This is a genomic window from Vibrio agarivorans (genome assembly GCF_030409635.1).
Taxonomy (GTDB): Bacteria; Pseudomonadota; Gammaproteobacteria; order Enterobacterales; family Vibrionaceae; genus Vibrio; species Vibrio agarivorans.
In genome coordinates, this window is the sequence record NZ_JAUFQF010000004.1 from 248752 (window position 1) to 272624 (window position 23873).

Consider the following 23873-nt stretch of genomic DNA (forward strand, 5'->3'; position numbering starts at 1 on the left):
TTACCCTTCCTTCTCAATCGTGTCTAGGCATTCACGAAGCAGTTGACCGTACTCGTATTTACCTGGACAAACAAAGGTACACAACGCTAGATCTTCTTCATCTAGTTCAAGTGCACCCAGTGCCTGAGCACTATCGATATCACCTGCACATAGATCACGAAGCAGCAGTGTCGGTTCCATATCTAACGGCATTACGCGTTCGTAGTTACCAATTGGAACCATCGCACGGTCACTACCATTAGTCGTAGTTGTCATGTTGAACAACTGACCTTTGAATAGGTGACCAAGGAAAGAGCGAGTTACAGAGAACTTGTTCTTACCTGGCATCGCCCAGCCAAACAACTCTTTATCACGACCTTCGCGTAATACAGAGATTTGGTTGTGATAACGACCAAGATAAGCGTGAGGACCTGTTGCATGAGTACCTGTTAGTACAGAACCTGAAATCACACGTACTTCACCTGGCATCAACTCGTTATCAGTAACATTTTCTAGGCTTGCTCCTAGAGTTGTACGAATCAAACGAGGATTGTTCACAACTGGGCCTGCAACTGAGATAACGCGGTCGGTGTAGAGTTCACCAGTCAGGAACAACTTACCAAACGCAATCACGTCTTGATAACCAATGTTCCACGCGATATTTTCAGCGTTAACAGGGTAAAGGAAATGCATGTGAGTCCCTACAAGACCCGCTGGGTGCGGACCTGAGAACACATGTTCTTCAACATTAGATTGACCTGAGCGCGGTAAACTTGTGCCTTTTTTGCACACATAAACCTTGCCTTCAGTCAGAGCACAAAGAATATCAAGACCAGCAACGAATGCTTCTGGTTGCTCATTGATAATCAATTCAGGCTCTGCAGCAAGAGGATTGGTATCCATTGCTGTTACGAAGATAGCTTGGGTAGTTGAGCCTACGGCAGGTACCTTGCTGAACGGTCGAGTACGTAAAGCGGTCCAAAGACCAGATTCAACCAACTGATTTGAGATCACTTCACGATCCAAACCGGCCAATTGACCTGCTTCAAACTTATCGAACGTCACCTGCTCGTTGCCTGCCACTTCAATCACTACTGACTGAAGTACACGCTTCGCGCCACGGTTAACCTCGATCACTTTACCGCTTGCTGGTGAAGTAAATTTCACGCCAGGATTCTTTTTATCTTCAAAAAGAATTTGACCTTTCTTTACTTCATCGCCTACGCGAATATGCATTGTTGGACGCATACCCACGTACTCTTCGCCAAGCAAGGCGACTTTGTTGATGGCTTTGCCATCACTAATCACCTGAGATGGAGCTCCCGCGATCGGAAGATCCAGTCCCTTCTTTATTGTAATCATACGCACTTGCACTACTTTATCGGGAAAAAGATTCTTTTAATTGCGTAATTTAAGACACGACATCAGTGTCCGGTTCTGGCTCACTCCGGCAGCCAGAATCGCAACATCCTATTAATAGTCTCGCTACATAACTGCACTGAGACCTATCAGGTCCGGTAGTGTAGCATTTTTTGTGGAAAATATGCCATGACCAAACCCCCTATAAGATAGAGAAAATGTCAGTAAATAAGGCAACTATGTAAAACAAAACTCATATTTTTGAGCGAACGCACACACTTTGTTAGGTAAGCTAAATGGGAGGGATATGTGCGTTAATATTTTGCAATATTTTAAATTAACATTTAATAAACACTCATGCGTGTTCACGACGTCGTCAAAACGATTCCGTCACTCACGTCTCAAAAGCGTTCATTCAACGGTCGGTTGCTTCTTGCTGCCTCCCATACACATCGGACTGTCTGGCGCAAAACCTTGCTCTTGTCGCCACTCCTCTTCCGTGTAGGTATGCATAGCCAAAGCGTGAATCTCATTGGCTAGTTCTTCAGATAACACCTGATTCACCATTCTATGACGCGCAATCAGACGCTGCCCTTCGAATTGTTTGGTGACAATAATGACTTTAAAGTGGCTTTCTGAACCGACAGGAACACTGTGCATGTAACTCTCATCAATCACTTGTAGGTGACTGGGATCGAACGCGCTGTGAAGCTTTGTCTCTATTTTTTCTTGAATCATAACGACGCTACCCTGCTGCTATACTGTGAACAGTATTTCAATATTTGATTGTTTGTGTACTGAGCCATTTACCACTAAACAGTGAACTTTAAGTCTAGTACAAAAGGTTTTGGTTTCTTGCTCTAACAACATTTGAGACAATAGAAACAACGAAAAATGGCAAAATTATCAATAATGAAAACTGAGCTTTCACTCCACGATCAAACCTTGACACTACATAGATACCCTATCCGCTCCAATGAGACGCTACAAGCGTGGGATGCTGGGGATGAGTACTTGATCAATCACTTGGTTGAAAACGAGCTCATTAAACACAAAAAGGTGCTGATTTTAAATGACTCTTTTGGGGCATTATCGTGCTTTTTGTGTGACAAATGTCATGTCTTTACTATGACAGATTCTTTTATCGCCACGAGTGCGATGAAGATGAACTTAGACAAGAATCACATATCTCCTCCGGTAGTATTAAAAAGTACCGATGTACTGCCCGAAGATATCGATTTGGTGTTAATGCAACTACCAAAAAGCAATCGCATGCTGACATGGCAACTGAGTCAACTTCGCACGCTTTTGCCGCACGCAACACCTGTGATTGCGGTCAATAAAGCAAAAGATATCCACAGTTCCACACTCAAGATGTTTGAACGCTATCTGGGAGAGACAAAAACCTCACTCGCATGGAAAAAGCATCGCCTCGTTTTCTCTGCGGTTGATCATTCTATTTCAGAGCAGGTGGTGGAGAGTCATGATTGGACGGTGGATGAATATGACATTCACCTAACCAATTTGGCCAATGTTTACTCAGGAGAAAGCCTCGATCTTGGCGCTCGTTTTATTCTCCAACACTTACCTGACAATCTACACCAGTCAAGAGTGATAGATTTAGGCTGTGGAAATGGTGTATTGTCAGTTCGACTTGGGCAGTTAAATCCCGATATTTCATTAACTTGTGTTGATGAAAGTTATATGGCGGTAGAGTCAGCGATGCGCAATTTAACCGCCAACAATATCCGCGCAAAATACGAAGGTATCGCAAATAACTGTTTAGACAATTTTCCGGCCAACAGTGCTGACTTAATCGTCTGTAACCCCCCTTTTCACCAACAGCAAGCGGTGACGGATCATATTGCTTGGCAAATGTTCTGTGATGCAAAGCATGTTCTTGATAAGGGAGGGAAATTATTAGTCATTGGAAACCGTCACCTCGGCTACCATAACAAGTTATCGAGACTGTTCACCAAAGAGCAAGTGCGAATAGTCGCCAGTAACAACAAGTTTGTGATTTTAGAAGCTACAAAGTAAAAGGAACTCACCATGAAAAAACTGATTCTCGCCGCCTCTGTTGCACTCCTTACGGCATGTGCTGCGCCGCAGCAAGAGCAGATAGATTTCATGCCAAAATCTGTATTAAGTAATAGCGATATCGTTTCTGGCAAAAGCTATACGTTAACAAGTCGTGATTCTCGCTCAGCGCAATATGTTGCGCTACTCGATAGTGGTCGTTCTAACATCGAGCCTATCCATGCTCGCCAAAACTTACGCATCACACTAGAAAATGCCCTTGCTGACCAGTTTGCCTCTCAAGGTTTCCGTAACTCAGTCAACAGCGACAGCTCTATTGAGCTTGATATTCAAGAGGCGTTAGTCAACGTTACTCAAACGATGATGAGCAATGAGATGAACGCTCATGTGACTTTAGTGCTTACACTTGAAACACCGACTGGAAAAATGGTTAAAACGTACACAGGCACAGCACAAAAAACCGGCTCATTCAGCGCTTCTAAAGAAGAGGTTCAAACCGTTCTTAATGATGTTACTGACCTCGTGTTAGTCGAGATTTCCAAAGATAAAGAGCTACAAAACTACATGAAGGATCGCTTCTAATGAAAAAACTCATGCTTTTATGTGCTGCCCTTGTCAGCAGCTTTGCGTTTGCAGGCCCAAAGGTTCAATTTGAAACCAATCAAGGTAGCTTTACCCTTGAGCTCAATGAAGAGAAAGCCCCAATTACTGTTGAGAACTTTCTACGTTACGTAGAAGATGGCAGCTACGAGGGCACGATCTTCCATCGTGTGATCCCTGGCTTTATGGCTCAAGGTGGTGGCTTCAATAAAGATATGAAGCAAATCGGCACTTACGAGCCAATTAAAAATGAAGCGAGTAACGGTCTGAAAAACGATACAGCGACTATTGCCATGGCACGTACCAATAACCCTCACTCTGCAACGCGTCAGTTTTTCATCAATTACGCTGATAATGACTTCCTTAATGCAAGCAGTCGCTCTGACGGTTACGCTGTATTCGGTCACGTAACCGAAGGCTTTGATACGATAATCAAAATTGGCCAAATTCCAACAACACGCGCGGGTCGTATGCAAGACGTACCATCGCAAACCGTTGTAATCACCAAAGTAACCCTTCTAGACTAATATGATGACGCGGAGAGTATGCCTCTCCGCATTCATCATCTATACCAAGCCATACACCTCAAGGAAGACCATGTCTCTCAATTCTTCTTCACCTTCTTGGGGTGAAACCCTAAAAAGTTACCACGACAAGCGCTTACTCTGGGTGTTCATGCTCGGTTGCTCAAGCGGCTTCCCTTGGGTATTGATTGGCTCGAACATGTCTGGTTGGTTAACTGATGCGGGTTTGACTCGCTCTGCTATTGGCTATTTTGGCAGCGTGTTTGTGGTCTACGCGATCAACTTCTTATGGGCGCCTTTGGTCGATCGTGTCAAACTGCCTCTGCTGCATCGTTGGTTAGGACAACGCCGTAGCTGGATTCTCTTGTGCCAAAGCTTGGTTTTAATCGCCACCCTATTTATTGCTGGTGTAGACCCTGCAGAGAACTTGATGTTTACCTCGATGCTCGCGCTCGGTATTGCCATTGCCTCAGCGACTCAAGATATTGCGATTGACGCCTATCGTATTGATACTTTTCCTAAAACTGAAGCATCAAAGCTCCCTCAGGCATCCGCCATGGCGGTGATCGGTTGGTGGACTGGCTACTCTCTTCCTGGCTATCTTGCCTTTATCAACGCAGACAGCATGGGCTGGAATGGTGTATACAATGGCATGGCCTTCATCATTGTATTATTGATGGTCTTTACTCTACTGGTTGGCGAGCCCATCACCAATCGAGATGCGCTGCAGGCACAAGCCGAAGCACGCCACAACAAACTGGTTAAATCGAAACTGGTTGCCTGGCTTAGCGTAACCTTGATTGAACCCTTTATTGACTTCTTTAAGCGTAATGGCGTGCGAGTCGCCATCACTCTTCTGCTCTTTGTGTTTCTATTTAAGATTGGTGAGGCCTTCTTGGGGCGTATGTCGATCACCTTCTATAAAGAGATCGGATTTAGTAATGAACAGATTGGCTACTACTCGAAATTGCTCGGTTGGGGCACAACCATGCTCTTCACTCTCGTGGGCAGCATGTTTAATGTCCGCTTCGGCATTGTTCGCGGCTTAATGATCGGTGGCATTGCGATGTCAGCCAGTAACCTGATGTTTGCATGGATTGCAAAAGTGGGCCCTAGCGAAACCTTATTCCTCGCGACTATCTTTGTTGATAACTTCACGACCGCATTCTCGACTGTGGCTTTTGTTTCGTTCTTGACCGTGTTAACAGGCCAGGCATTCTCTGCAACTCAATATGCACTACTCGCATCGCTGGGGAACTTAGGCAGAACCACACTGGCCTCATTCAGTGGTGAGTTAGCTGATTGGTTAAATGACTGGTCGCTATTCTTCGTTATTACTGCACTTATGGTCATTCCAAGTCTAATTATGCTCTACTCTTTGAGACACTACTTCAAAGATATTATTAACCGATCACAACAGCGTACAGACTAATTGCCTATCATTGACCAAACCGCATAAAAAATGGGAAGGCTATTCGCCTTCCCATTGTTGTCTTCCTCGTTCGTTAAGGATACATCCCCTTGCCGAATAGGTTGAAGATCCTTGCCACCCCTTGAGTGAAAATCATTGGTTCTGTCAATACGGTAAGACACAAGCAGTCTTCACCCGCTTGCGTAAACGGCGCATGCTTGTGAGACGTATCTCTGGTGAGAAAATCACCCGCGTGATAATGGCCATCTTCGTCGCTAAAACCACCATGCAGAATCACAGTTGTCTCTTCGCCCTTGTGCGTGTGCTGCGGCACTTGTGCGTCTTCGTTGATGTACAAAAGATTGACGCGAGCTTGAGTGTCAAGGTCTATAGCCGCGCTATACACCTTGCCCCCGTAACTCGTCCAATCGCTTATGCGCTCAACATGTCTGCTCAAAATCCTAGGTAAAACGAACGTCTTTCCGTTAGGTGTACTAATCGTCGCTTGGTCGTTGCTTTCCTCAGTTAAAAGGGGCGATTGTCGCGCCTCCAAAGAGGATTCAATGGCAGTTATCGCGTCTAGCATATCTTCCAGCGCTTTTGAGTCATTGTTGTCTGTACTGTGCGCAACATCCGCTTCAAATAGTAGGTTAGCGCATCGTGCTTCAAGCTCAGACGCTTTTGCTTTACATTCACTACATTGCTCTAAATGAAGAGAGATAGTGAATCCATTCACATCGTCCAAAGCCCCTTCGCAATAGTGTGTTAGCTGTTGATGAGAAGGATGAATCTTCATAATTGGTCTGCCTCAATAGAAATTCTAAGTTTTTCTACTGCAAGTCGTAAGCGTGACTTAACAGTGCCGAGCGGAATATTGAGCATATCCGCGACTTGTTGCTGAGGGAGTTCTTCCAAATAGACAGCTTGTACTACTGTTCTTTGCGCCTCAGGGAGTTTGTCTAAATACTTCACTACCTGCTCTTTGAGCATCTCATGCTCGGGAGCATAATGCTCAACGAGGTCTGGCGGACAATAATCTGCTGGCCAGATATCCTCAGTGCTAATGTGTGAAGCACGACCTTTATATTTACGCAGCGCATCGAAGCACAGGTTTCGTGCAACCGTATAAACCCAAGTAGAAAGAGAACTCTTACTGCCATCAAATAAGTGCGCTTTTTGCCACACTATCGTCATCGTCTCTTGCACCATTTCTAGCGCGACTTGCTCTTGACCCATGTGCTTGTAGGTGAACTGCTTCAATCGTGGAGCAAAATGACTAAAGATGACGGCAAACGCCTCTTTATCACGAGCCTTAACCCTGCTCATGAGCTCAGTCCACTCTTGACGAGTAAAACTTTGACTGTTTCTTTCCGCCATGCTTTGTCCTTAGTTTTGGGGTGAGCGAGCCACCCCTTTCCAACAATCAGTTAATCAGTGATGTCTGCGAGTAAAACACTGAACCCTGTCCCACTAGCATCATCAATCGCTATCGCTGAGTAGACGACTCCGTTTTGTACCGAAACAGGAACCGCATCGATGGCTACCACAGTAGGCTGGCCTGCTACTGTAACTGTTAAGAAGTAGTCACCCTCTGCGACATAAATGCCTTGTATACTGTCTTTGTACGTAAAAGCACTGAGGGCTGGATCACTTCCTTCGATCGAGGCGTTTGCCGTGAGGTAGACATCCACCGACTCAGCGATCGGATTGCCAGCGGCGTGTACTACGTTAAGTATAGCGCTGGTCGCAACACTGCGTCGTTTATCTTCAATAACCAAAGGCTCTATTGCGAGTGGTGACGCCGTTGTTAGCACAGCGAGAACACTATAGTTGCCGCCTCCAGCCAGAGATAAACCATCTACGTCTATCAAAGATGTCGTTGTGCCTCCGACGAACACATCAATGTCATAATCGCCAGCTGCGAGGTCAAGAAAGCCTGATACGGTTTTAAATGGGACACCCTGTAGAGCTTCAACCGGCGATCCATTCAAACTAATGTCTACTGCAGGAGCACCATCAACTAGGTGGCCGACACGGACTTCTGCTGGATCGTTAGTGTCGTGTACGATCGCAGTGTTAGTGCCATAAAGTACCATAAGCTTGACGGGCGATGCGGACTCTGACGAATCAGGGTTTATCACAGCTGCAACGGTGAGCTCGCTACCTGCTGCTAAATCGATGGCACCGGAGTCAAAGGCCACCACACTACCGTCCACGGTCTCTAAACGTACTCGATAAGAACCAGCAGGCACATTCACTACGCCGGTAAAGTCTTTGTAGCCGAGTGTTGCAAGAGGCGTCGATTCAGAAATTGTTGCACTCGGACCCGTGACATAAACGTTAACGTCACCCACGCCAGATGCGGCATGAACGACTTGGACGTCCAGCGAGCTTGAATCCGCGCTGCCTGCTGATGGTCTGGTCACAATCAGCGGCTCAACGAGGTTATTTGCTCCATCTGCATCACCGACGACAAAAACGGTGTAACTGGTGTCTTCAGCGAAATCGATTTCGCTGCGTGGCACGACAGTGAGCACGTCAGTACCTGGTAGCTGGACGTCGACTTGTACAGCGTTTATTCCTGCGTTAATCGGTAAGAAGCCTGACGCCATTGCGTAATCGACATCTGTCAGTGCGGCCTCGTCATTGAGCCACACATTCGCTCGGGGCGCATCTGGTGAAGCGTGGACTGCTTGCAGGTAAGTTTGAGTACTTGATACTGCCGCGACAGAGACATCATCGTCGTCATCACAGCCGATAAGAGCCACACTGGTTGCCATCAGTGTCGCAAGTGTTAGTTTTTTCATTGTTCCAATTCCTCTAATGCGATTTCGGAGACTCGATAGCCTGTGACAAGAACATTAAAGCCTCATCACTGTTTGCTTGCACTGAAAGAAAATCAAAATGGCTGACTTTCAGCGGCAGCAACTCTAGCCACCTTTGAGATACCCAAACAGCATCTTCAAAGTGGCACGAGTCATACATTTCAGAAATTTGCGGGAAATGTTCATAGACTGAGCGTAAATGAGCGCTTACATACTCGAACTCATTGTCTATCATTGCCTGTGGCCATGGTGGCATCCAGTTAACATCCGCTCTTCGAAGCCCGTCTTTTTCAACGGAAATCTGCAGTGTCTCGAATGTTTTATCACCGATTACAGTGATCCCTAACATGCCATCTTCAAGTTCTTCGAAATCAACAATGTTGACGTATGTTCCGTGAGTCGACACGTTGCGAGGAGGTGGCGCGCCCTCATCATTAATCAAACACATACCAAAGCCTTCATCGTTGCGAAAGCACTCTTTCACCATGCGTAAGTAGCGCGGTTCAAAAATGCGCAGTTTGAGTTTCCCTTTGGGAAACACCACTGAACGCAACGGAAAAAGCATGATGTTTGACATAAATTAGAACCTCTCGTTTTGGTCACTGATTTGCTACGAGATAAACACACCGCAGATCAAAAGAATTGTGAGAACACCCAACAAACCAAGCTGATCCAGATCACACTTTAAAGGCAACAAAAAGCAAACATTTGCGCAAACGTTTGTATAAGTTCTCAAAAAGTTCCCTTTAATTAATTGTTTTTGTGATTCAGGTCACACAAAAGAATGCAATTTATCGTTTCGATCACTTTTATTTGAGATTTAAATCGCTATCATTCTGCTCCGTAAACAAGGTGAACAAAGATTGTTCGCCATAAAGTTCATTTATCTTTTTAGAGAGTTCCCAGTATGCGTAAATCACTTCTATCTCTAGCTATGATTGCAGCAGCAGCTGCTACTTCAGCTCAAGCAGAAAAACTATATGACTTTGGTTCAGTGTCTTTGAACCACATTGAATGGTTTGACGCAAACCCACACCACGATCAACTTGGTTTCCTAGAAGTAGAATACGGTGCAGGCTACACTTGGGGTTCTCACTACGGCTTCATTGATTTCGAAACTACTTACCCTGATAAAGGCCTTTCTGTAAAACAGAATGTAGCTCTAAACATTGGCCAAAGTGACTTTGCTGTTTACGGTCAAGTATTTCACGCTCAATCACTAGAAAGTGGCAATGACTTCTACTCAACTGATTGGGTTGCAGGTCTTCAATATAACGGTTTCGACTTTGGCAAAATCTTGTTCAAACCATTCCTTGGTGCGGTTTACTCAAACAATGATTCAAACAGTGCTGATTTTAACGGTGCTATGTACGGTCACTTGCTAGTACTGCCAATCAACGAGCAATTCTCTATCACTAACTGGCACGAAACTCAGTTTGCTAAAGACAGCAAGTTTGATGGCAAATCATACTCACACAACGGCGCGATCGCTGCGTGGTACCACACACCAGTAGAAAACTTTGACCTTGGTCTTCAATACCGTTATGGCTACCACAAACTAGGTACTTACGCTCAAGATGGTAACTACGGCGCTATCTTTACAGCAAAATACAACTTCTAATCCAACTTGAAGTTATAGAATCCAAAAATGGCGCTCATCGAGCGCCATTTTTATTGCATTCCCTTCACGCTTAATTATCCTTAGCAGCAAATACTCCAACTCCTCTCTTGCTGTGAATATTACAATTGTCGGTCCCGGTGCCATTGGCTGCTTGTGGGCATATCATTTGGCACACCATGGCCATCAAGTCTCCTTATGGGGGCGAGAAAACTTATCTAAAGCCAGTATCCAACTCGATCAAAATCCACCCGTCGCTTTGGCCTATAACCAAGTTTCAGAACTGCAAAACGCAGACCTGATACTGCTCACCGTCAAAGCGTGGCAAGTAGAGGAAGCGCTGCGTCCGTTGGTTAGCCATATTCATCACGATAGCATGGTGATGTTGATGCACAACGGTATGGGCACCGCTAATTGGCTGCAACAAACCCTACCTAATAACCCGCTCCTGCTTGCGACTACAACACATGGAGCGCTTCGAGTGGCGAATCATGCCTTCAATCACACAGGCGTAGGCGTTACCCACCTCGGCGGAATTAATACATCAGGCAGACGGTGCTCGTTTTTAGCCGAGGTGTTGCAGCACTCGCTGTCTGACGTAACGTGGTGCGAGGATATTGAACAAGCCCTATGGAATAAGCTGGCGATTAACTGTGCAATCAACCCATTAACGGCAAAGTATTCTATACCCAATGGGCGTCTTGCAGACGACGAGTACTATTCACATCTGTGCAATGTGGTTAAAGAAGTACACCTAGTCATGCAAGCGGAAGGCATATGTATCGATTTAGCGGAACTGCAAAATAAAGTGGATGACGTGGTACGCCTAACAGCAAATAACCTCTCATCGATGCAGCAAGATATTGCACACCACAGACGCAGTGAAATTGACTTTATTACTGGCTATTTACTCTCGCGAGCCCGCGCACATCAGCTAGAGTTACCGTATAATCAAGCGCTGTACAATGATATCCAGCGTCTGGAGCAGACCTTTGAACAAGAGAAATAACCCATGAGCAAAAAAGTCCTCGTCCCAATAGCCCCTGGCACTGAAGAGATGGAGGCCATCACCATCATCGACATCATGATTCGTGCTGGCTACGATGTGGTCACAGCAACCGCTGACTTTGATGGTGCGTTAACCATGAAAGGCTCGCGTGGTATTACTCTTACCGCCGATTGCACTCTAGTCGATATAGCCGATGATGAATTTGATGCAGTGATTCTACCCGGCGGCGTTGGTGGCTCTGAGGTGTTTCGCGATAGCACGGTGTTAGTCGAAATTGTTCGTCAGCAAATGTATGAAGGTAAGTTAGTCGCGGCCATTTGCGCTGCACCCGCACTAGTGCTTCAACACCATAACCTCTACCCTGAGGCATTAATGACCTGTCACCCAAGTTTTCAGCCGCACATTCCAGAGAAAAACTGGCGTGTTAAGCGTGTCACTTATGACGTGAACCACAATGTAATGACCAGCCAAGGGCCGGGTACTGCTCTTGAATTTGCAATGGAAATCATCATTCACCTATCAGGTAAAGCGCACGCGTGGACTGTGGCAGAACCTATGGTGCCGGTGCCTAACCTACACTACAACAAACTAGGTGAAGACGGCGATGCTTGATATTGATGCGATTCGCGGTCAGTTCCCTGCACTGCGTCAAAGTGTTAATCAGCAGCCATTGATCTACCTTGATAGCGCGGCAACAACACAAAAACCGCAGTGCGTCATCGACGTGATTAGCCACTACTATTCACTACAGAACGCCAACGTACACCGTGGTAGCCATAGCCTGACGGCAAATGCCACCAGCCAATTTGAAGCGGCGCGAGATACCGTAGCTCAGTTTATTGGTGCGCAGAGTAAAGAGATTATTTGGACTCGAGGCGCGACTGAGGCGCTGAACTTAATCGCACAAACATACGCGCGCAGCAACTTAATGGCGGGAGATGAAATTCTCGTAGGCGAGATGGAGCATCACGCCAATATTGTGCCTTGGCAAATCGTTGCTGAGCAAACCGGTGCCAAGCTGGTCAAAATCCCAATGACGGATGACTGCCAATTAGATATGGCAGCCTTTGACGCACGACTTAGCCACAAAACCAAGCTGGTTGCCGTTGCGCAGATCACCAATGTCACCGGCACACGCCAACCGATTGAGACGATCATCGCCAAGGCGCATCGCGTTGGTGCCAAGGTAGTGATCGATGGCGCGCAAGGCATTGTGCATGAGCAATTGGATATGTCGACACTCGATGCCGACTTCTATGTATTTTCTGGTCACAAGCTATTTGCGCCAGCTGGCATCGGCGTTCTCTATGGCAAATTGGAGCTACTTGAAGCAATGCCTCCTTGGCACGGCGGTGGCAAGATGGTCGAACGGGTCTCTTTTGAGCGCACGACCTTTTCACAACTGCCTGGCAAGTTTGAGGCAGGCACGCCAAACGTCGCTGGTGCTTTAGCCCTTGCAGAGGCTATCAAGTGGTATCGTTCTCTAGAGCTAGACCGGGTAGAAAAGCACATTCACCACCTGCAAGACAAGGTTTATCAAGCTCTAAGTGAAATAGAAGATATTAAGGTACTCGGCTACCAACCCGGTGCATCCGTCATCACCTTCATTATGGACGGTGTGCACCATCAGGACATCGCCACACTACTCGACCAACAAGGTATCGCTGTACGCGCCGGGCACCATTGTGCCCATCCACTCATGGATGCCTTAAATGTCAAAGGAACGGTGCGTATTTCGCTGGCGGTGTATAACACCGAAGAAGATGTGCAGCAGTTAATTACTGCTATTGAGAAAGCGGTGGATATGCTTTGAAGGTTGAAGGTTGAAGGTTGAAGGTTGAAGGTTGAAGGTTGAAGGTTGAAGCAGTTTCAATCCTTTTTCCTTCTGCCTCAATCCTTATTTGACGCTTTTTATCTGCTCCACAATCGCCTTCAACCCATTACCACGCGATGGGCTCAAATGATCAATTAAACCCAATTGTTCAAAGTAAGCATCAATATCAAAGTCATTAATTTCTTGCGTTGACTTGCCATCATAAGCTGCCATCACAAGGGCAATTAAGCCTCTGACAATGCGAGCATCAGAGTCGGCACAGAAACGCCACTGTTCGCCCTCTTTGCGACTGACTAACCACACCTGACTTTCACAGCCTGCTACTGTCACCTGCTCGGATTTCAGCTCATCCGGCATCTTAGGAAGCTTTTTCCCCCACTGAATTACCTGACGATAGCGATCTTCCCAGCCTTTAAACTGTTGCATGGTCTCTACTACGTCTTGTGCAGTAATTTGTGTGCCGAAAGGCGTTTGTGGGAATTCAATCATAGCTAAGCTCTTATTTGCTGTATTTCTGAATCAGTTTTTCTACGATACGTGCCACGGCGACAAAACCAAAGGTGGCGGTTACCACGGTTGCAGCGCCAAAACCACTTGCACAGTCCATGCGTTTTGGCCCTTCTGCGGTTGATTTTACGCCACACACACTGCCATCCGGTTGAGGATATTTTAGCTGCTCTGTTGAGAACACACACTCAATACCAAACTTACGTGCTGGGTTGGTCGGGAAGTTATGGTGACGACGCAGCGTATCTTTGATCTTCTTGGCTAGAGGGTCTTGAATCGTTTTGGTCAAGTCAGCCACTTTAATTTGAGTCGGGTCGACTTGGCCGCCAGCGCCACCTGTAGTGATCACTTTAATTTTATTGCTGCGGCAATAAGCTAATAGCGCCGCTTTAGCTTTCACACTGTCGATCGCGTCTAACACATAATCGTAGTCTTTTGACAGATACTCGTGCTGATTGTCTGGCGTGATAAAGTCATCGATCAAATTGATTTTGCACTCTGGGTTAATCAACTTGATACGGTCAGCCATCACCTCAATCTTGCTTTGCCCAACTGTGCCCGACATCGCATGAATTTGACGGTTGATGTTCGTCACGCAAACGTCATCCATATCAATCAGAGTAATCTCACCGATACCGGTACGAGCCAGTGCCTCTGCTGCCCAAGAGCCAACGCCACCAATACCAATCACACACACGTGCGCAGCACGTAAGATTTCCACCTCACTATTGCCGTACAAACGTCGAGTACCACCAAAGCGTTGATTGTAATTGTCTGAAGCAGGTGCATCGAGAGTGCGCATATCGGTTCCTATCACAAGCAGAAAAAGAAAGAGTGCGATTTATACGCACTCTTATAGCAAATGTCTAGACCCTAACTATTTCGCTAGAGCTTTTCAGGCGGTAATGCCCATGGCGACTGAGTTGGGGAGTTTTCTAACCCTAACTTCCACACTCGACCAAAGTGCTTATAGTGACCAGCTTCCGTACCAGCGCGAGCCCCCATGCCATGATACAAATCTAGATGGTTTTGCTTCACTGCACCACCCGTGTCTAACACAATCAACAATCGTAGTTGATGCACCCCACTCCAACTGCCATCTGGGTTAAGCAGCGGTACTTCTGCAAGAATTGGCGTGCCCATCGGCAATATACTGCGATCGCCAGCAACCGACGCCATCGGCATCAACGGGATGCCAGCAGTGCCCGTTACTGGCGCAGAATCTCTCGGGGTAAAAAAGACAAATGATGGGTTCTGCTCAAGCAGCTCTTGCACTACATCCTGTTCATTCTCCAGCACCCAATCTTTGATCGCTTTTAACGACATATCTTCTCGAGCAACCTCACCACGCTCAATAAGAACACGGCCAATACTCACGTAAGCGCGATTGTTTTTACCACCGTAGGCGAAATACTCCAAGGTGTCGTCGTCTTGAAAATGAACAAAGCCACTGCCCTGCACTTCCATGATAAACGGATCGATCTGATTATTAGCATAACCTAGCTCTAAACCAAGGCCTTCTAACGCTCCAGCATAGATTTCCGCGCGAGTTGGGCAGTTAGTGTCACAGTCTGGCTTACTATACACTGGGTATTTAAACTCTTCATTAGCCTCATGACGCAGCTCCATGACAGGCGAAAAGTAGCCCGTGAATAAGACGTTACCTTGAGAGTCACCACCTCCTAATTGCGCGGCTTGTACGCCATAGCTCGCCAATTCGAGAGGATCGCCTGACTGCAGCACCCAATCATTTAGCAATTGATACAATCCCTCGTAGTTTTTCGCCATTGATGGTGAGTTCACAACCACTTGCTCGGCTTGCGCGGCAAACTTGCTGTAATCACGAGTACTGTCTGAACGGACTTGGTCTACACGATTTAAGATCGTTCCAAACTCTCCATCAACGTATTGCTGAGCGAGCCCACTGTCTGGGCTTTGCGCACAGCCTGCCAATGCGAGCGCTGAAAGGGCAAAAACGAGTCGTTTATTCAAATTCATTTCCTTATCTGAGCTCACTGTTATAGCGCTCAATATTTCTGTAAGTTGGAGTATAGAGAGCATCTGATTCTAGAATCATTTCGGTATCTTCCATATTTAGCATCCGATAGCGTACCTTTTGATCCCCCTCCATAAACTCTAGATGACGGCCAGTAAACACAAAGTCTGTCGCGACCACACGCCCGTGCCTTGTTACACCAATGTCATTGAGGACAAAGCGGTCTTGCACATGATCCGCCACCTCCAGCTCAACCCAAGTTCCATATACCGTTTCCTTGGGATACTTCGACTCTTGAAGTCGCCCATAGAGGTCAAGATATAAGCCCGCAGCAATCAGGGACGTGACGATCGCAAACGCAATTAATATCCGTTCAAGCGCTTTGCGTTTTGCCGCCTTCTCATCACTCATATTTGTACCACTATTTATCCACTCGAATCGTCAATTATACGCAAAACCGACCATACAAATAGAGATAGCCAATGGTAAATCTATGACATTGCGCCACAAACAAGAAAAGACTTGCGCAATCTGGAATATATACGCAATATTAAAACATAAATATTCACAAGGAGCGTCGCAGTGAAAATTCGCAATACTGCACTAGTTAAAGGATTTCGCCAATCCACCCCCTATGTTAATGCCCACCGCGGTAAAACCATGGTGTTTATGATGGGGGGCGAGGCTGTTGCCGATAAGAATTTCACCAATATTATCAGTGATCTTGCCCTGCTACACAGCTTAGGGGTTAGGATAGTTCTCGTGCATGGCTGCCGCCCACAGATCAACTCGATTCTCCAGCGCCTCAAGATGGAGACTCCTTACCATAAAGGTATTCGTGTTACTGATGAGCATGCGCTTGGCCCTGTTATGCAGGCTTCGGGGCAGTTGCAGTTAGCCATTACAGCTCAACTCTCGCTGAGCCTGAACAATACCCCCATGGCCGGCACACAGTTGAATGTCGTTAGCGGCAACTTTGTCATTGCACAACCCCTTGGGGTGGATGATGGCGTTGATTATTGCCACAGCGGAAAAGTTCGCCGTATCGATATTGAGGGTATCAACCGTATGCTTGATCAAGGCTCTATTGTTCTGCTTGGACCAGTAGCAAGCTCGGTGACCGGTGAAAGTTTTAACTTACTCTCAGAAGAAGTCGCTACGCAAGTTGCCACTCGATTAAAAGCGGATAAGCTGATTGGTCTATGTTCAGAGCAAGGGATCATCGATGAGCATGGCAATGCGATCGCAGAGCTGTTTCCTACCCAAGCCGAACACTACCTCTCTCAATATCTTACGGATGATCCTCACCGCTCTACCGGCTCAACTCGCTTTTTAAAAGCCGCTATCACCGCCTGCCGCGCGGGTGTGCCGCGCTCGCATCTCGTTAGCTACAAAGAGGATGGCGCCCTGATCCAAGAGCTCTTTTCTATTGATGGGATAGGCACTCAAGTGGTGATGGAGAGTGCAGAACAGGTGCGCCACGCTCAAATAAACGATATTGGTGGCATTATGGACCTTATTCGGCCCCTAGAGGAGCAAGGTATCTTGGTACGCCGTTCGAGAGAGCAGCTTGAGCGTGAAATTCACCAGTTCACCATCGTAGAGAAAGATGGCTTGGTCATCGGCTGTGCGGCGCTATACCCTTATCTCAATGATCAGATGGCAGAAATGGCGTGTATGGCGATTCATCCGGAGTATCGTGATGGCAACCGTGGTCTTTTGTTGCTAAACCATATGCGTAATGAAGCCAGACAAGCCAGCATTGAACAGATTTTCGTGTTAACCACCCACAGTTTGCACTGGTTCAGAGAGCAGGGCTTTATTGAGATGAGTGTTAACCAACTGCCGATTGAAAAACAGAACCTCTACAACTATCAGCGCAAATCCAAAGTGTTGGCACTGTCTATTTGAAATAGTAACAAGCGCTTGAGCGTTTTTTCTCATTCATAAGATCAATGTAAACGTTTAGATTAAAATTTGTTCTTTATTTCTTAGAGCAAAGTGTCTATTATTTGCACTAAGTCACATTGAAGTGAATAAAGGTTCATATCAGCGCTTGTTCGCTCAACTGCAAGGATTGCTTTTCAGTACACCCACTAAGAGCAATTTATGAAAACCATTATTTGTAACTCACTACAGAGCTTTTGGGATATGGCAGACAATCAACTGCTAAAAGGAAAAGAGGTCCATTGTGTTTTTCCTGTTTCTGACGGCCTGAAAACGTTCATTATGAATTATCAGGTGAAGTACCATATTCGTACCATCACCTTCACCGAAGCATTCGATTAACGACACCTTGCTTGCTGTCGTTCAAAAGGGTGAAATAGCACATGAGTTTGACTCACGCTATTTCGCCCTTTTCCTATTTAAGACGAGCGATCAACCCACTGTGTCGCTCAGTTCGGGTTTGAATGCCACGATTCATCACCGACTCATCGGCAAACAGTGCCAAACGAGATTTCGCGCGGGTGACCCCAGTGTAGATCAGCTCTCGTGTTAGTATCGGACTAAAATCGGGTGGCAAGATCATTAAGGTAAACGCGAACTCACTGCCTTGAGATTTATGAATCGTCATAGCAAAAGCGGTCTCATGCTCTGGTACTCGGCTCGGCAAAATCGCCTTAACGGTGCCATCCGGCATTTCAAAAAACACCTTCAGTCGCACTCTCTCTCCTTCTAATACAGGAAGGCAAACGCCAATGTCGCCATTGAACAAGCCACTGCTCGCATCATTGCGAGTAACCATCACTGGACGCCCTGCATACCAAAGCTCTTCACGCTTATTGATTAAACCTTTTTGATTTAGGCTACGCTCAATGCGCTCATTTAAACCTTGTACACCAAAGTCTCCCTCTCGAACCGCACACAGCAGTCGACACTGGCCAAACTGACGCAATATCGCTTGCGCTTTTTGCTCCATGGATTCGCTCATACCATCACGCTCAATCATATCAAGGTAGCGAGCGTACTCCTGAGTGAGGGTTGTGAGCATTTGCGTGTAGTTATCCGCACTGAGCGGGAAGTGTTCTATATCATTAAATCCACTACCCCAAACTTTCGCAACGCTCTGCTTGTTACCCGAATTGATCGCTTTAGCTAGCTGACCAATCCCTGAGCGCGCATCAAAGCGATAGCTTTTTTGTAGCATACACAAACAATCAGCAAAACTGACCGGCCCTTTCGCGTCCTGCTTAATCGTGGTAAAACCTGTTAGGTCTGAGAGCGTTCCTGCCTGTGTTTCACTGTATCCTTGGGCATAGTAAGAGAAGATATCCCCCAGCACAGCACCCGCTTCGACAGAAGACAGCTGGTCTTTGTCCCCAAGCAAAATCAATCGAGCCTGCTCGGGTAAAGCTTCGGTTAAGCGGTACATCATCGGCAAATCTACCATTGAAGCCTCATCCACGACTAAGATATCAAGGTGCAACGGGTTGTGCCTGTTGTGACGAAACTCCACGCTATTGGGAATCGCACCCAATAGACGGTGTATCGTACTGGCATCAGTCGGGATCTTCTTTTTTAGCTCTGGGTCAATTGGCAGCTCTTGGACAGCCCCACCAATAGACTCGGTTAAACGCGCAGCGGCTTTACCTGTCGGAGCCACCAGCTTAATGGTTGGCGTTTCTCCGCGTTGTGCAGCTTGTTGTAACAGCACAGTCAATAGTTTGGTCACTGTGGTGGTTTTTCCCGTTCCCGGTCCGCCAGAAATAACGGTAAAGCGGCGAGTTAGCGCTGCAGAGGCTGCAACTTTCTGCCAGCTCACACAGTGTTCTAATGGCACTAAACTATCGAGCTTGGAAAGATCTTTCACACTGCGCGCGTTCGCCAGCACGGCATCTATCGCTGACCAGTCGAGCTCATCGCCATCGACAATATCCAGATGATCATAAGCCAACATCTGGCGATGGTTCTGCGTGTTATTGCTGCCTTTACGCGCGTGTTCGAGAGCAGAGAGTAGATAGCCATATTGGCGATAGAAAAGATGATCCAGTTCTTTGCGTAAAAACGCTTGTTCACTACGCTCTAACGACACCACGGTAGCGAGTGATTTTAATCGCTGCGCCAGTCGATGCTCATAATGCCAATAACGCTGGAGATAAAGCAGCCCAGCATCAAAGACCAATGGCACACTGCTTTCTTCGGTTTGCGCAACCAATTGGCTTACCTGTAACTCTTCTAACCAAGCGACAGCATCGATAGCACTGACAAACGCCGCAGCATTTTCGCCATATAATCCGAGGCGATCAGCCCACTCTTGACCATTATTATCTGCGGCAACAGAAAGGCAGATATGACCTTTACCCAATTCCCCACTGGTTATGGCCGCCAACAAAACAAGCGGCTCAGTCGCGCCATGACGACGCAAGAGCGTGGCAAATTGAAAATCAAGTTGACGAATAAAGCCTTTATTCAACAACCAGTGTGCCCATTGCTCAAATGTTCTTGTCTCCATTATGAGTTCTCCTCAAATGAAGTGAATTCAAGGTTGTTATCAATCAGGTCATTTAAATCGTTAAGCATCTCTAAACTTGGCCTCGCTGAGAAAATACCGTTATCACTCTGCCCATCGACACCACGTAAAAACACATAGAAAACCCCACCAAAATGCGACTCATAATCATAGTTGGAGATGCGGCTGCTCAAAAAGCGATGCAGTGCCAGAGAGTAGATTTGGTATTGCAGGTCATAGCGATGATCCGCCATTGAGTTCTCTAATGCGGCTCGGTGATAGTCTTCTATATGATCACCAAGGTGGTTCGACTTCCAGTCCAACACATAATATTTGCCCTGGTGTTCAAAGACTAAATCGATGAAACCTTTGAGCATACCTTGCACCGTTTGAAAACCAAGTTCACCTGCACGAGCCGACAAAGTATCGTGCTGTTTGATCACGCGATTCAGTTGTGGTGCCGAGAGCAGTTTGATTGGCAACATAAACTCCATCTCCACCAATCTTTGGCTTGATAGAGTATCGCATAGGCGCAGAGTTTCTCCATCCAAAGGGGTTGCCAATACGGTGTCCACCATCGTTTGCAGCACAGGCAACCACTGTTCATCAATCGATGACTGCTTCATCAATTCCAGGATGATCTCCGTGTTACTTGGCTCTGTGGCTGGAAGGGTGTATTCAACCTCTTCAAATAATGCATGGAGAAACGTACCGGGCTGAGCACCGCGTGGAAAGTTGAAAATCGACAACACCTGTTCTTCATCGTCTTGCTGAGTCTCATCAGCCGAATCAACATCAAAAGTACCGATTTCCATCAGCACCTCTTTATGCCCATGCGAGCCTTGTTTTACCAAGCTAGAGTAACTGGTCATGCGCCACTGGCGGTCAATCTGCGCCGTCAGTGTTTGCGCTGACACTGGCTCTTGAAGTGTCGCAGGGGGCAGGTATTTATCTGTGCCACACTCTGGCGGTGATGACTCAAAGACAAAATTCAGCTGAGTTTGCTGGGCAATCGCATTTGCAAGATCTTGAATCCCACCCTGCTGACCGTTTTGCAGCAAATACCCCATGGCGCTTTTGTGCACCCCAGTCGGCTCTTTAGTAGAGCGACCATTACGCAGTGGTGCCGCGCCAATATAACAAGCATAAACAGCGCGCGTCAGCGCCACATAGATGAGGCGTAAGTCCTCAGCTAATCGCTCTTTATCGGCAAGCGCTAAGGTTTCATCTTGAGCAAGAATGTCGAGTACGGTCGAGTCTTGCTCCGCGTCATAGTATTTGGCCTCACTCGCTTCACGAGCGGCAAAAACAAACGGCAGGAACACTAAGTCATACTCCAAGCCTTTCGACTTGTGAATGGTGACGATCTGTACAAGATTACGCTCTGACTCCAAACGCTGAATCGCGTCATCGCCACCATTAACGCCTTGCTGCGCATCACTGATCGCTTGACTTAACCAACGCACAAGCGCTTGATGACTATCGAGTTCTGCACCCGCATTTTGCAACAGTTCACTTAAGTGCATGAAATCCGTCAGTTGGCGTTCACTATCACTATGCAGCCAACGCTCTGCAAGGTGACGATTGGCTAATACGGCACGCAACATCGGCAAGACACCACGGGTAAACCACTGCTGCTGATACTCTTTAAACTCAATCAGTACCGCTTCCCACTCGTTCTCATCTTCATTCAGTTGCTCAAGATAAGCGATAGGCAGATCAAATAGGCGTGAAGAGAGTGCGGCTTTCACTTTACGCTCATCATCAGGCACAAGCACGGCTGTGAGTAGGCGCAAGATATCCATGGCAACCGCACTACTAAACACACTGTCTCGATTCGACAGGTAGACACTGGCTATCCCCTGCTCTGCCAGTGCCTGCTGAATACGCTGCCCTTCAGCACCAGTGCGCACCAGCACCGCAACATCACCCGCTTGTATAGCATGATGTTTATCGCCACTGATGAGCTCTGCTTGCCCATAATCAGAAGCGGTGAGAATCTTTTGCACCTCGCTGGCTGTGGCACTGGCCATGACATCAAGATACTCACCTTTAGACACGGGTTTCTCTTCTGTCTCTTGTTGCCAATAGATCAAAGCAGGCTGCTTCTCTCCTTCTAGAGTCCAGTGACGCTTGTCCGCATTCGGGCTGTAATTGACTGACAGAAAGGGGATGTCATCGTCATAGATAAACGGACTATCCGGCAGTTCAAAAATCTGGTTAACAGACTGCACCATCTCTGCACTTGAGCGCCAGTTTGTGCCCAATGTGTAGTGGGCAGTGACCTGATTTCTCGCCTTGATATAGGTAAAGATATCGGCGCCGCGAAAGCCATAAATTGCTTGCTTAGGGTCGCCAATCATAAATAAGCCACACTCTGGGTTATCTAGATAGATTCGGCCAAAAATACTGTATTGCAGCGGGTCGGTATCTTGAAACTCATCAATCATGGCTATCGGGTACAGTTCGCGAATGCGAGCCCCAAGTCGCCCTTCCTCATCGACATCCATCGAGGCGGAAAGCTGCGTCAATAGATCATCAAACGATAGCCATTGCTTGCGATGTTTCGCTTGTTGTAATTTGTCACGACACACACCAATAGCATGCGCCAATATCGGTGCTTTCAGGCTGACTGGCGCAGACAGGAATTCATCTATGGCCGCAAAGGTCGCATGTTGTGGTGGGTTGCCTTTCGGTGATTTCTCATCAAGCACTTGCTGTGAGAACTTCTCTAATTGGTCTGGGTAGGAATAATCTGTGGTTGGGTTGGCAGCCCAAGCATCGATGACCGCAAGCCACGTCGGCAGCGATTTTTTCGTATAGCTGCGCTTATTCACACCTGAGCCCTCTATCAAGGCTTGATAGTCTTGTTGGCCAGCTTGCCAAGTTTGCTTGAGAGCCTGAATCTGTTCGATATTTTTCTGGTGCAGGTCATCTAAACTGCCCGTCATCGGCTCAACAGTCAATTTGAGTGGCGCACCACTTAGGTAACGGCCGATATCCGCTAGCAAAGCGCTGGGGTCAGACCATAGCAGTCGCACCTGCTGAGCCAATGGTAAAGGCAAGCCGTAAAACTGAGTACGCCAATAATCCGCCACCACTTGGGCTTTGAGCATGCCTTCATCAGTGACAAACTCATTGTTAAAGCGACTGCCTGATTCAAAGGCATTTTGAGTCAGCATGCGCTGACAAAAGCCGTGAATGGTGTACACCGCTGCTTCATCCATTTGACGCTCGGCTTGCAATAACAAGGCGACTGCAGAGGCATGATCAGATACTTCATCAAGAAGCGGCTCAATAACCGGATCATCACTCACACCGCGACTGAACGCTAATCGAGCATCATGTATTCTTGCACGAATACGATCTCTAAGCTCCGCCGTGGCCGCTTCAGTAAAGGTCACTACCAAAATCTGGTCGACGGTCAAAGGCTTTTGATGACGAGTTTGATCATCGCCATGGCCCAATATCAATCGTAGATATAAGCCCGCGATGGTAAAGGTTTTGCCTGTACCTGCCGAAGCCTCTATTAAGCGTGCGCCATGAAGTGGAAATGTCATAGCTTGAAGTGGTGTCACACCTTGCACCGCATTGGTCATATTAAATCCCTTGTAACCCGTTATTACGGCAGATCAAACTGTGATCCAACCTATAAAAACCGAATACATAAAATAAATTACTAAATCTTTGAAATTCCGTGGGATCTCTCTCACGGTATCCC

At 46.9% G+C, this 23873-nt stretch carries 22 protein-coding genes; 10 read left to right on the forward strand and 12 right to left on the reverse strand.

The genetic code is table 11. The features are described 5' to 3' along the window. Both QWZ05_RS09545 and bolA read right to left on the reverse strand, forming a co-directional pair. A complete protein-coding gene (locus tag QWZ05_RS09545; protein ID WP_290298155.1) occupies nucleotides 1-1341 on the reverse strand; it encodes a Na(+)-translocating NADH-quinone reductase subunit A in 1341 nt (446 codons plus the stop codon). 408 nt (nucleotides 1342-1749) lie between these two features. Continuing rightward, nucleotides 1750-2076: a transcriptional regulator BolA gene (gene bolA / locus QWZ05_RS09550; protein WP_289961977.1), complete on the reverse strand. Its 327-nt coding sequence runs from the start codon at nucleotides 2074-2076 to the stop codon at nucleotides 1750-1752. Between the two features lie 174 nt (nucleotides 2077-2250). Between bolA and QWZ05_RS09555 the strand changes: the two genes are divergently transcribed. From QWZ05_RS09555 to QWZ05_RS09570, 4 genes are all read left to right on the forward strand, one after another. Next, nucleotides 2251-3378, forward strand: a complete 1128-nt coding sequence (locus QWZ05_RS09555; RefSeq protein ID WP_290300774.1) for a methyltransferase — start codon at nucleotides 2251-2253, stop codon at nucleotides 3376-3378. A gap of 12 nt (nucleotides 3379-3390) precedes the next feature. Then, complete coding sequence (locus tag QWZ05_RS09560; protein ID WP_264874919.1) at nucleotides 3391-3960, forward strand: YajG family lipoprotein; 570 nt, start codon at nucleotides 3391-3393, stop codon at nucleotides 3958-3960. Beyond that, nucleotides 3960-4505 (forward strand): peptidylprolyl isomerase, encoded by a 546-nt coding sequence (locus QWZ05_RS09565; protein WP_264874918.1) that lies wholly within the window; start codon nucleotides 3960-3962, stop codon nucleotides 4503-4505. Before QWZ05_RS09560 ends, QWZ05_RS09565 begins: the two co-directional genes overlap by 1 nt. 70 nt (nucleotides 4506-4575) lie before the next feature. Then, nucleotides 4576-5934 (forward strand): AmpG family muropeptide MFS transporter, encoded by a 1359-nt coding sequence (locus QWZ05_RS09570; protein WP_290298157.1) that lies wholly within the window; start codon nucleotides 4576-4578, stop codon nucleotides 5932-5934. 73 nt (nucleotides 5935-6007) lie between these two features. On the opposite strand, the gene QWZ05_RS09575 is transcribed toward QWZ05_RS09570, so the two are convergent. Genes QWZ05_RS09575 through QWZ05_RS09590 form a run of 4 tightly spaced genes read right to left on the reverse strand, consistent with a single transcriptional unit; the run spans nucleotide 6008 to nucleotide 9315 of the window. Continuing rightward, a complete protein-coding gene (locus QWZ05_RS09575) occupies nucleotides 6008-6709 on the reverse strand; it encodes a ChrR family anti-sigma-E factor (RefSeq protein WP_290298159.1) in 702 nt (233 codons plus the stop codon). Beyond that, complete coding sequence (locus tag QWZ05_RS09580; protein WP_264874914.1) at nucleotides 6706-7290, reverse strand: sigma-70 family RNA polymerase sigma factor; 585 nt, start codon at nucleotides 7288-7290, stop codon at nucleotides 6706-6708. Before QWZ05_RS09580 ends, QWZ05_RS09575 begins: the two co-directional genes overlap by 4 nt. A gap of 50 nt (nucleotides 7291-7340) precedes the next feature. Further along, entirely contained in the window at nucleotides 7341-8720 is a 1380-nt protein-coding gene (locus tag QWZ05_RS09585) for a DUF4397 domain-containing protein (protein WP_290298162.1), read from the reverse strand. 13 nt (nucleotides 8721-8733) lie between these two features. Next, the gene (locus tag QWZ05_RS09590) at nucleotides 8734-9315 is read right to left on the reverse strand and encodes an LON peptidase substrate-binding domain-containing protein (protein WP_290298164.1); all 582 of its coding nucleotides are present in this window, start codon (nucleotides 9313-9315) and stop codon (nucleotides 8734-8736) included. 330 nt (nucleotides 9316-9645) lie between these two features. Between QWZ05_RS09590 and QWZ05_RS09595 the strand changes: the two genes are divergently transcribed. From QWZ05_RS09595 to QWZ05_RS09610, 4 genes are all read left to right on the forward strand, one after another. Next, a complete protein-coding gene (locus QWZ05_RS09595; RefSeq protein ID WP_264874911.1) occupies nucleotides 9646-10359 on the forward strand; it encodes an outer membrane protein OmpK in 714 nt (237 codons plus the stop codon). 112 nt (nucleotides 10360-10471) lie between these two features. Next, nucleotides 10472-11365 carry a 2-dehydropantoate 2-reductase gene (gene panE / locus QWZ05_RS09600; RefSeq protein ID WP_290298166.1) on the forward strand — a complete coding sequence of 298 codons (894 nt, stop codon included), beginning with the start codon at nucleotides 10472-10474 and terminating at the stop codon, nucleotides 11363-11365. A gap of 3 nt (nucleotides 11366-11368) precedes the next feature. Next, nucleotides 11369-11977: a DJ-1 family glyoxalase III gene (locus QWZ05_RS09605; RefSeq protein WP_264874909.1), complete on the forward strand. Its 609-nt coding sequence runs from the start codon at nucleotides 11369-11371 to the stop codon at nucleotides 11975-11977. After that, nucleotides 11970-13178 carry an aminotransferase class V-fold PLP-dependent enzyme gene (locus QWZ05_RS09610; RefSeq protein WP_290298169.1) on the forward strand — a complete coding sequence of 403 codons (1209 nt, stop codon included), beginning with the start codon at nucleotides 11970-11972 and terminating at the stop codon, nucleotides 13176-13178. Before QWZ05_RS09605 ends, QWZ05_RS09610 begins: the two co-directional genes overlap by 8 nt. Nucleotides 13179-13262: 84 nt before the next feature. Here QWZ05_RS09610 and csdE read toward each other — a convergent pair whose 3' ends face one another. The 4 genes from csdE to QWZ05_RS09630 form a co-directional block, all read right to left on the reverse strand. Further along, nucleotides 13263-13688 carry a cysteine desulfurase sulfur acceptor subunit CsdE gene (gene csdE / locus QWZ05_RS09615; RefSeq protein ID WP_264874907.1) on the reverse strand — a complete coding sequence of 142 codons (426 nt, stop codon included), beginning with the start codon at nucleotides 13686-13688 and terminating at the stop codon, nucleotides 13263-13265. A 10-nt stretch (nucleotides 13689-13698) separates the two neighbouring features. Next, on the reverse strand, nucleotides 13699-14508 hold the full coding sequence (tcdA, locus tag QWZ05_RS09620; protein ID WP_290298171.1) for a tRNA cyclic N6-threonylcarbamoyladenosine(37) synthase TcdA: 810 nt from the start codon (nucleotides 14506-14508) through the stop codon (nucleotides 13699-13701). An 83-nt stretch (nucleotides 14509-14591) separates the two neighbouring features. Beyond that, nucleotides 14592-15698 (reverse strand): murein transglycosylase A, encoded by a 1107-nt coding sequence (mltA, locus tag QWZ05_RS09625; protein WP_373875498.1) that lies wholly within the window; start codon nucleotides 15696-15698, stop codon nucleotides 14592-14594. 10 nt (nucleotides 15699-15708) lie between these two features. Then, the gene (locus QWZ05_RS09630; RefSeq protein WP_264874904.1) at nucleotides 15709-16113 is read right to left on the reverse strand and encodes a DUF2850 domain-containing protein; all 405 of its coding nucleotides are present in this window, start codon (nucleotides 16111-16113) and stop codon (nucleotides 15709-15711) included. A 171-nt stretch (nucleotides 16114-16284) separates the two neighbouring features. Between QWZ05_RS09630 and argA the strand changes: the two genes are divergently transcribed. Both argA and QWZ05_RS09640 read left to right on the forward strand, forming a co-directional pair. Next, nucleotides 16285-17613, forward strand: coding sequence for an amino-acid N-acetyltransferase (argA, locus tag QWZ05_RS09635; RefSeq protein ID WP_264874903.1), 1329 nt, complete (start codon nucleotides 16285-16287; stop codon nucleotides 17611-17613). 198 nt (nucleotides 17614-17811) lie between these two features. Next, nucleotides 17812-17991: a hypothetical protein gene (locus QWZ05_RS09640; RefSeq protein WP_264874902.1), complete on the forward strand. Its 180-nt coding sequence runs from the start codon at nucleotides 17812-17814 to the stop codon at nucleotides 17989-17991. A 73-nt stretch (nucleotides 17992-18064) separates the two neighbouring features. Here the strand turns inward: QWZ05_RS09640 and recD are convergent, their stop codons facing one another. Together recD and recB are read right to left on the reverse strand one after the other, a co-directional pair. After that, on the reverse strand, nucleotides 18065-20155 hold the full coding sequence (gene recD / locus QWZ05_RS09645) for an exodeoxyribonuclease V subunit alpha (RefSeq protein ID WP_290298174.1): 2091 nt from the start codon (nucleotides 20153-20155) through the stop codon (nucleotides 18065-18067). After that, on the reverse strand, nucleotides 20155-23751 hold the full coding sequence (recB, locus tag QWZ05_RS09650; RefSeq protein WP_290298175.1) for an exodeoxyribonuclease V subunit beta: 3597 nt from the start codon (nucleotides 23749-23751) through the stop codon (nucleotides 20155-20157). The genes recD and recB overlap by 1 nt, the downstream gene beginning before the upstream one ends. Nucleotides 23752-23873: the final 122 nt, after the last annotated feature.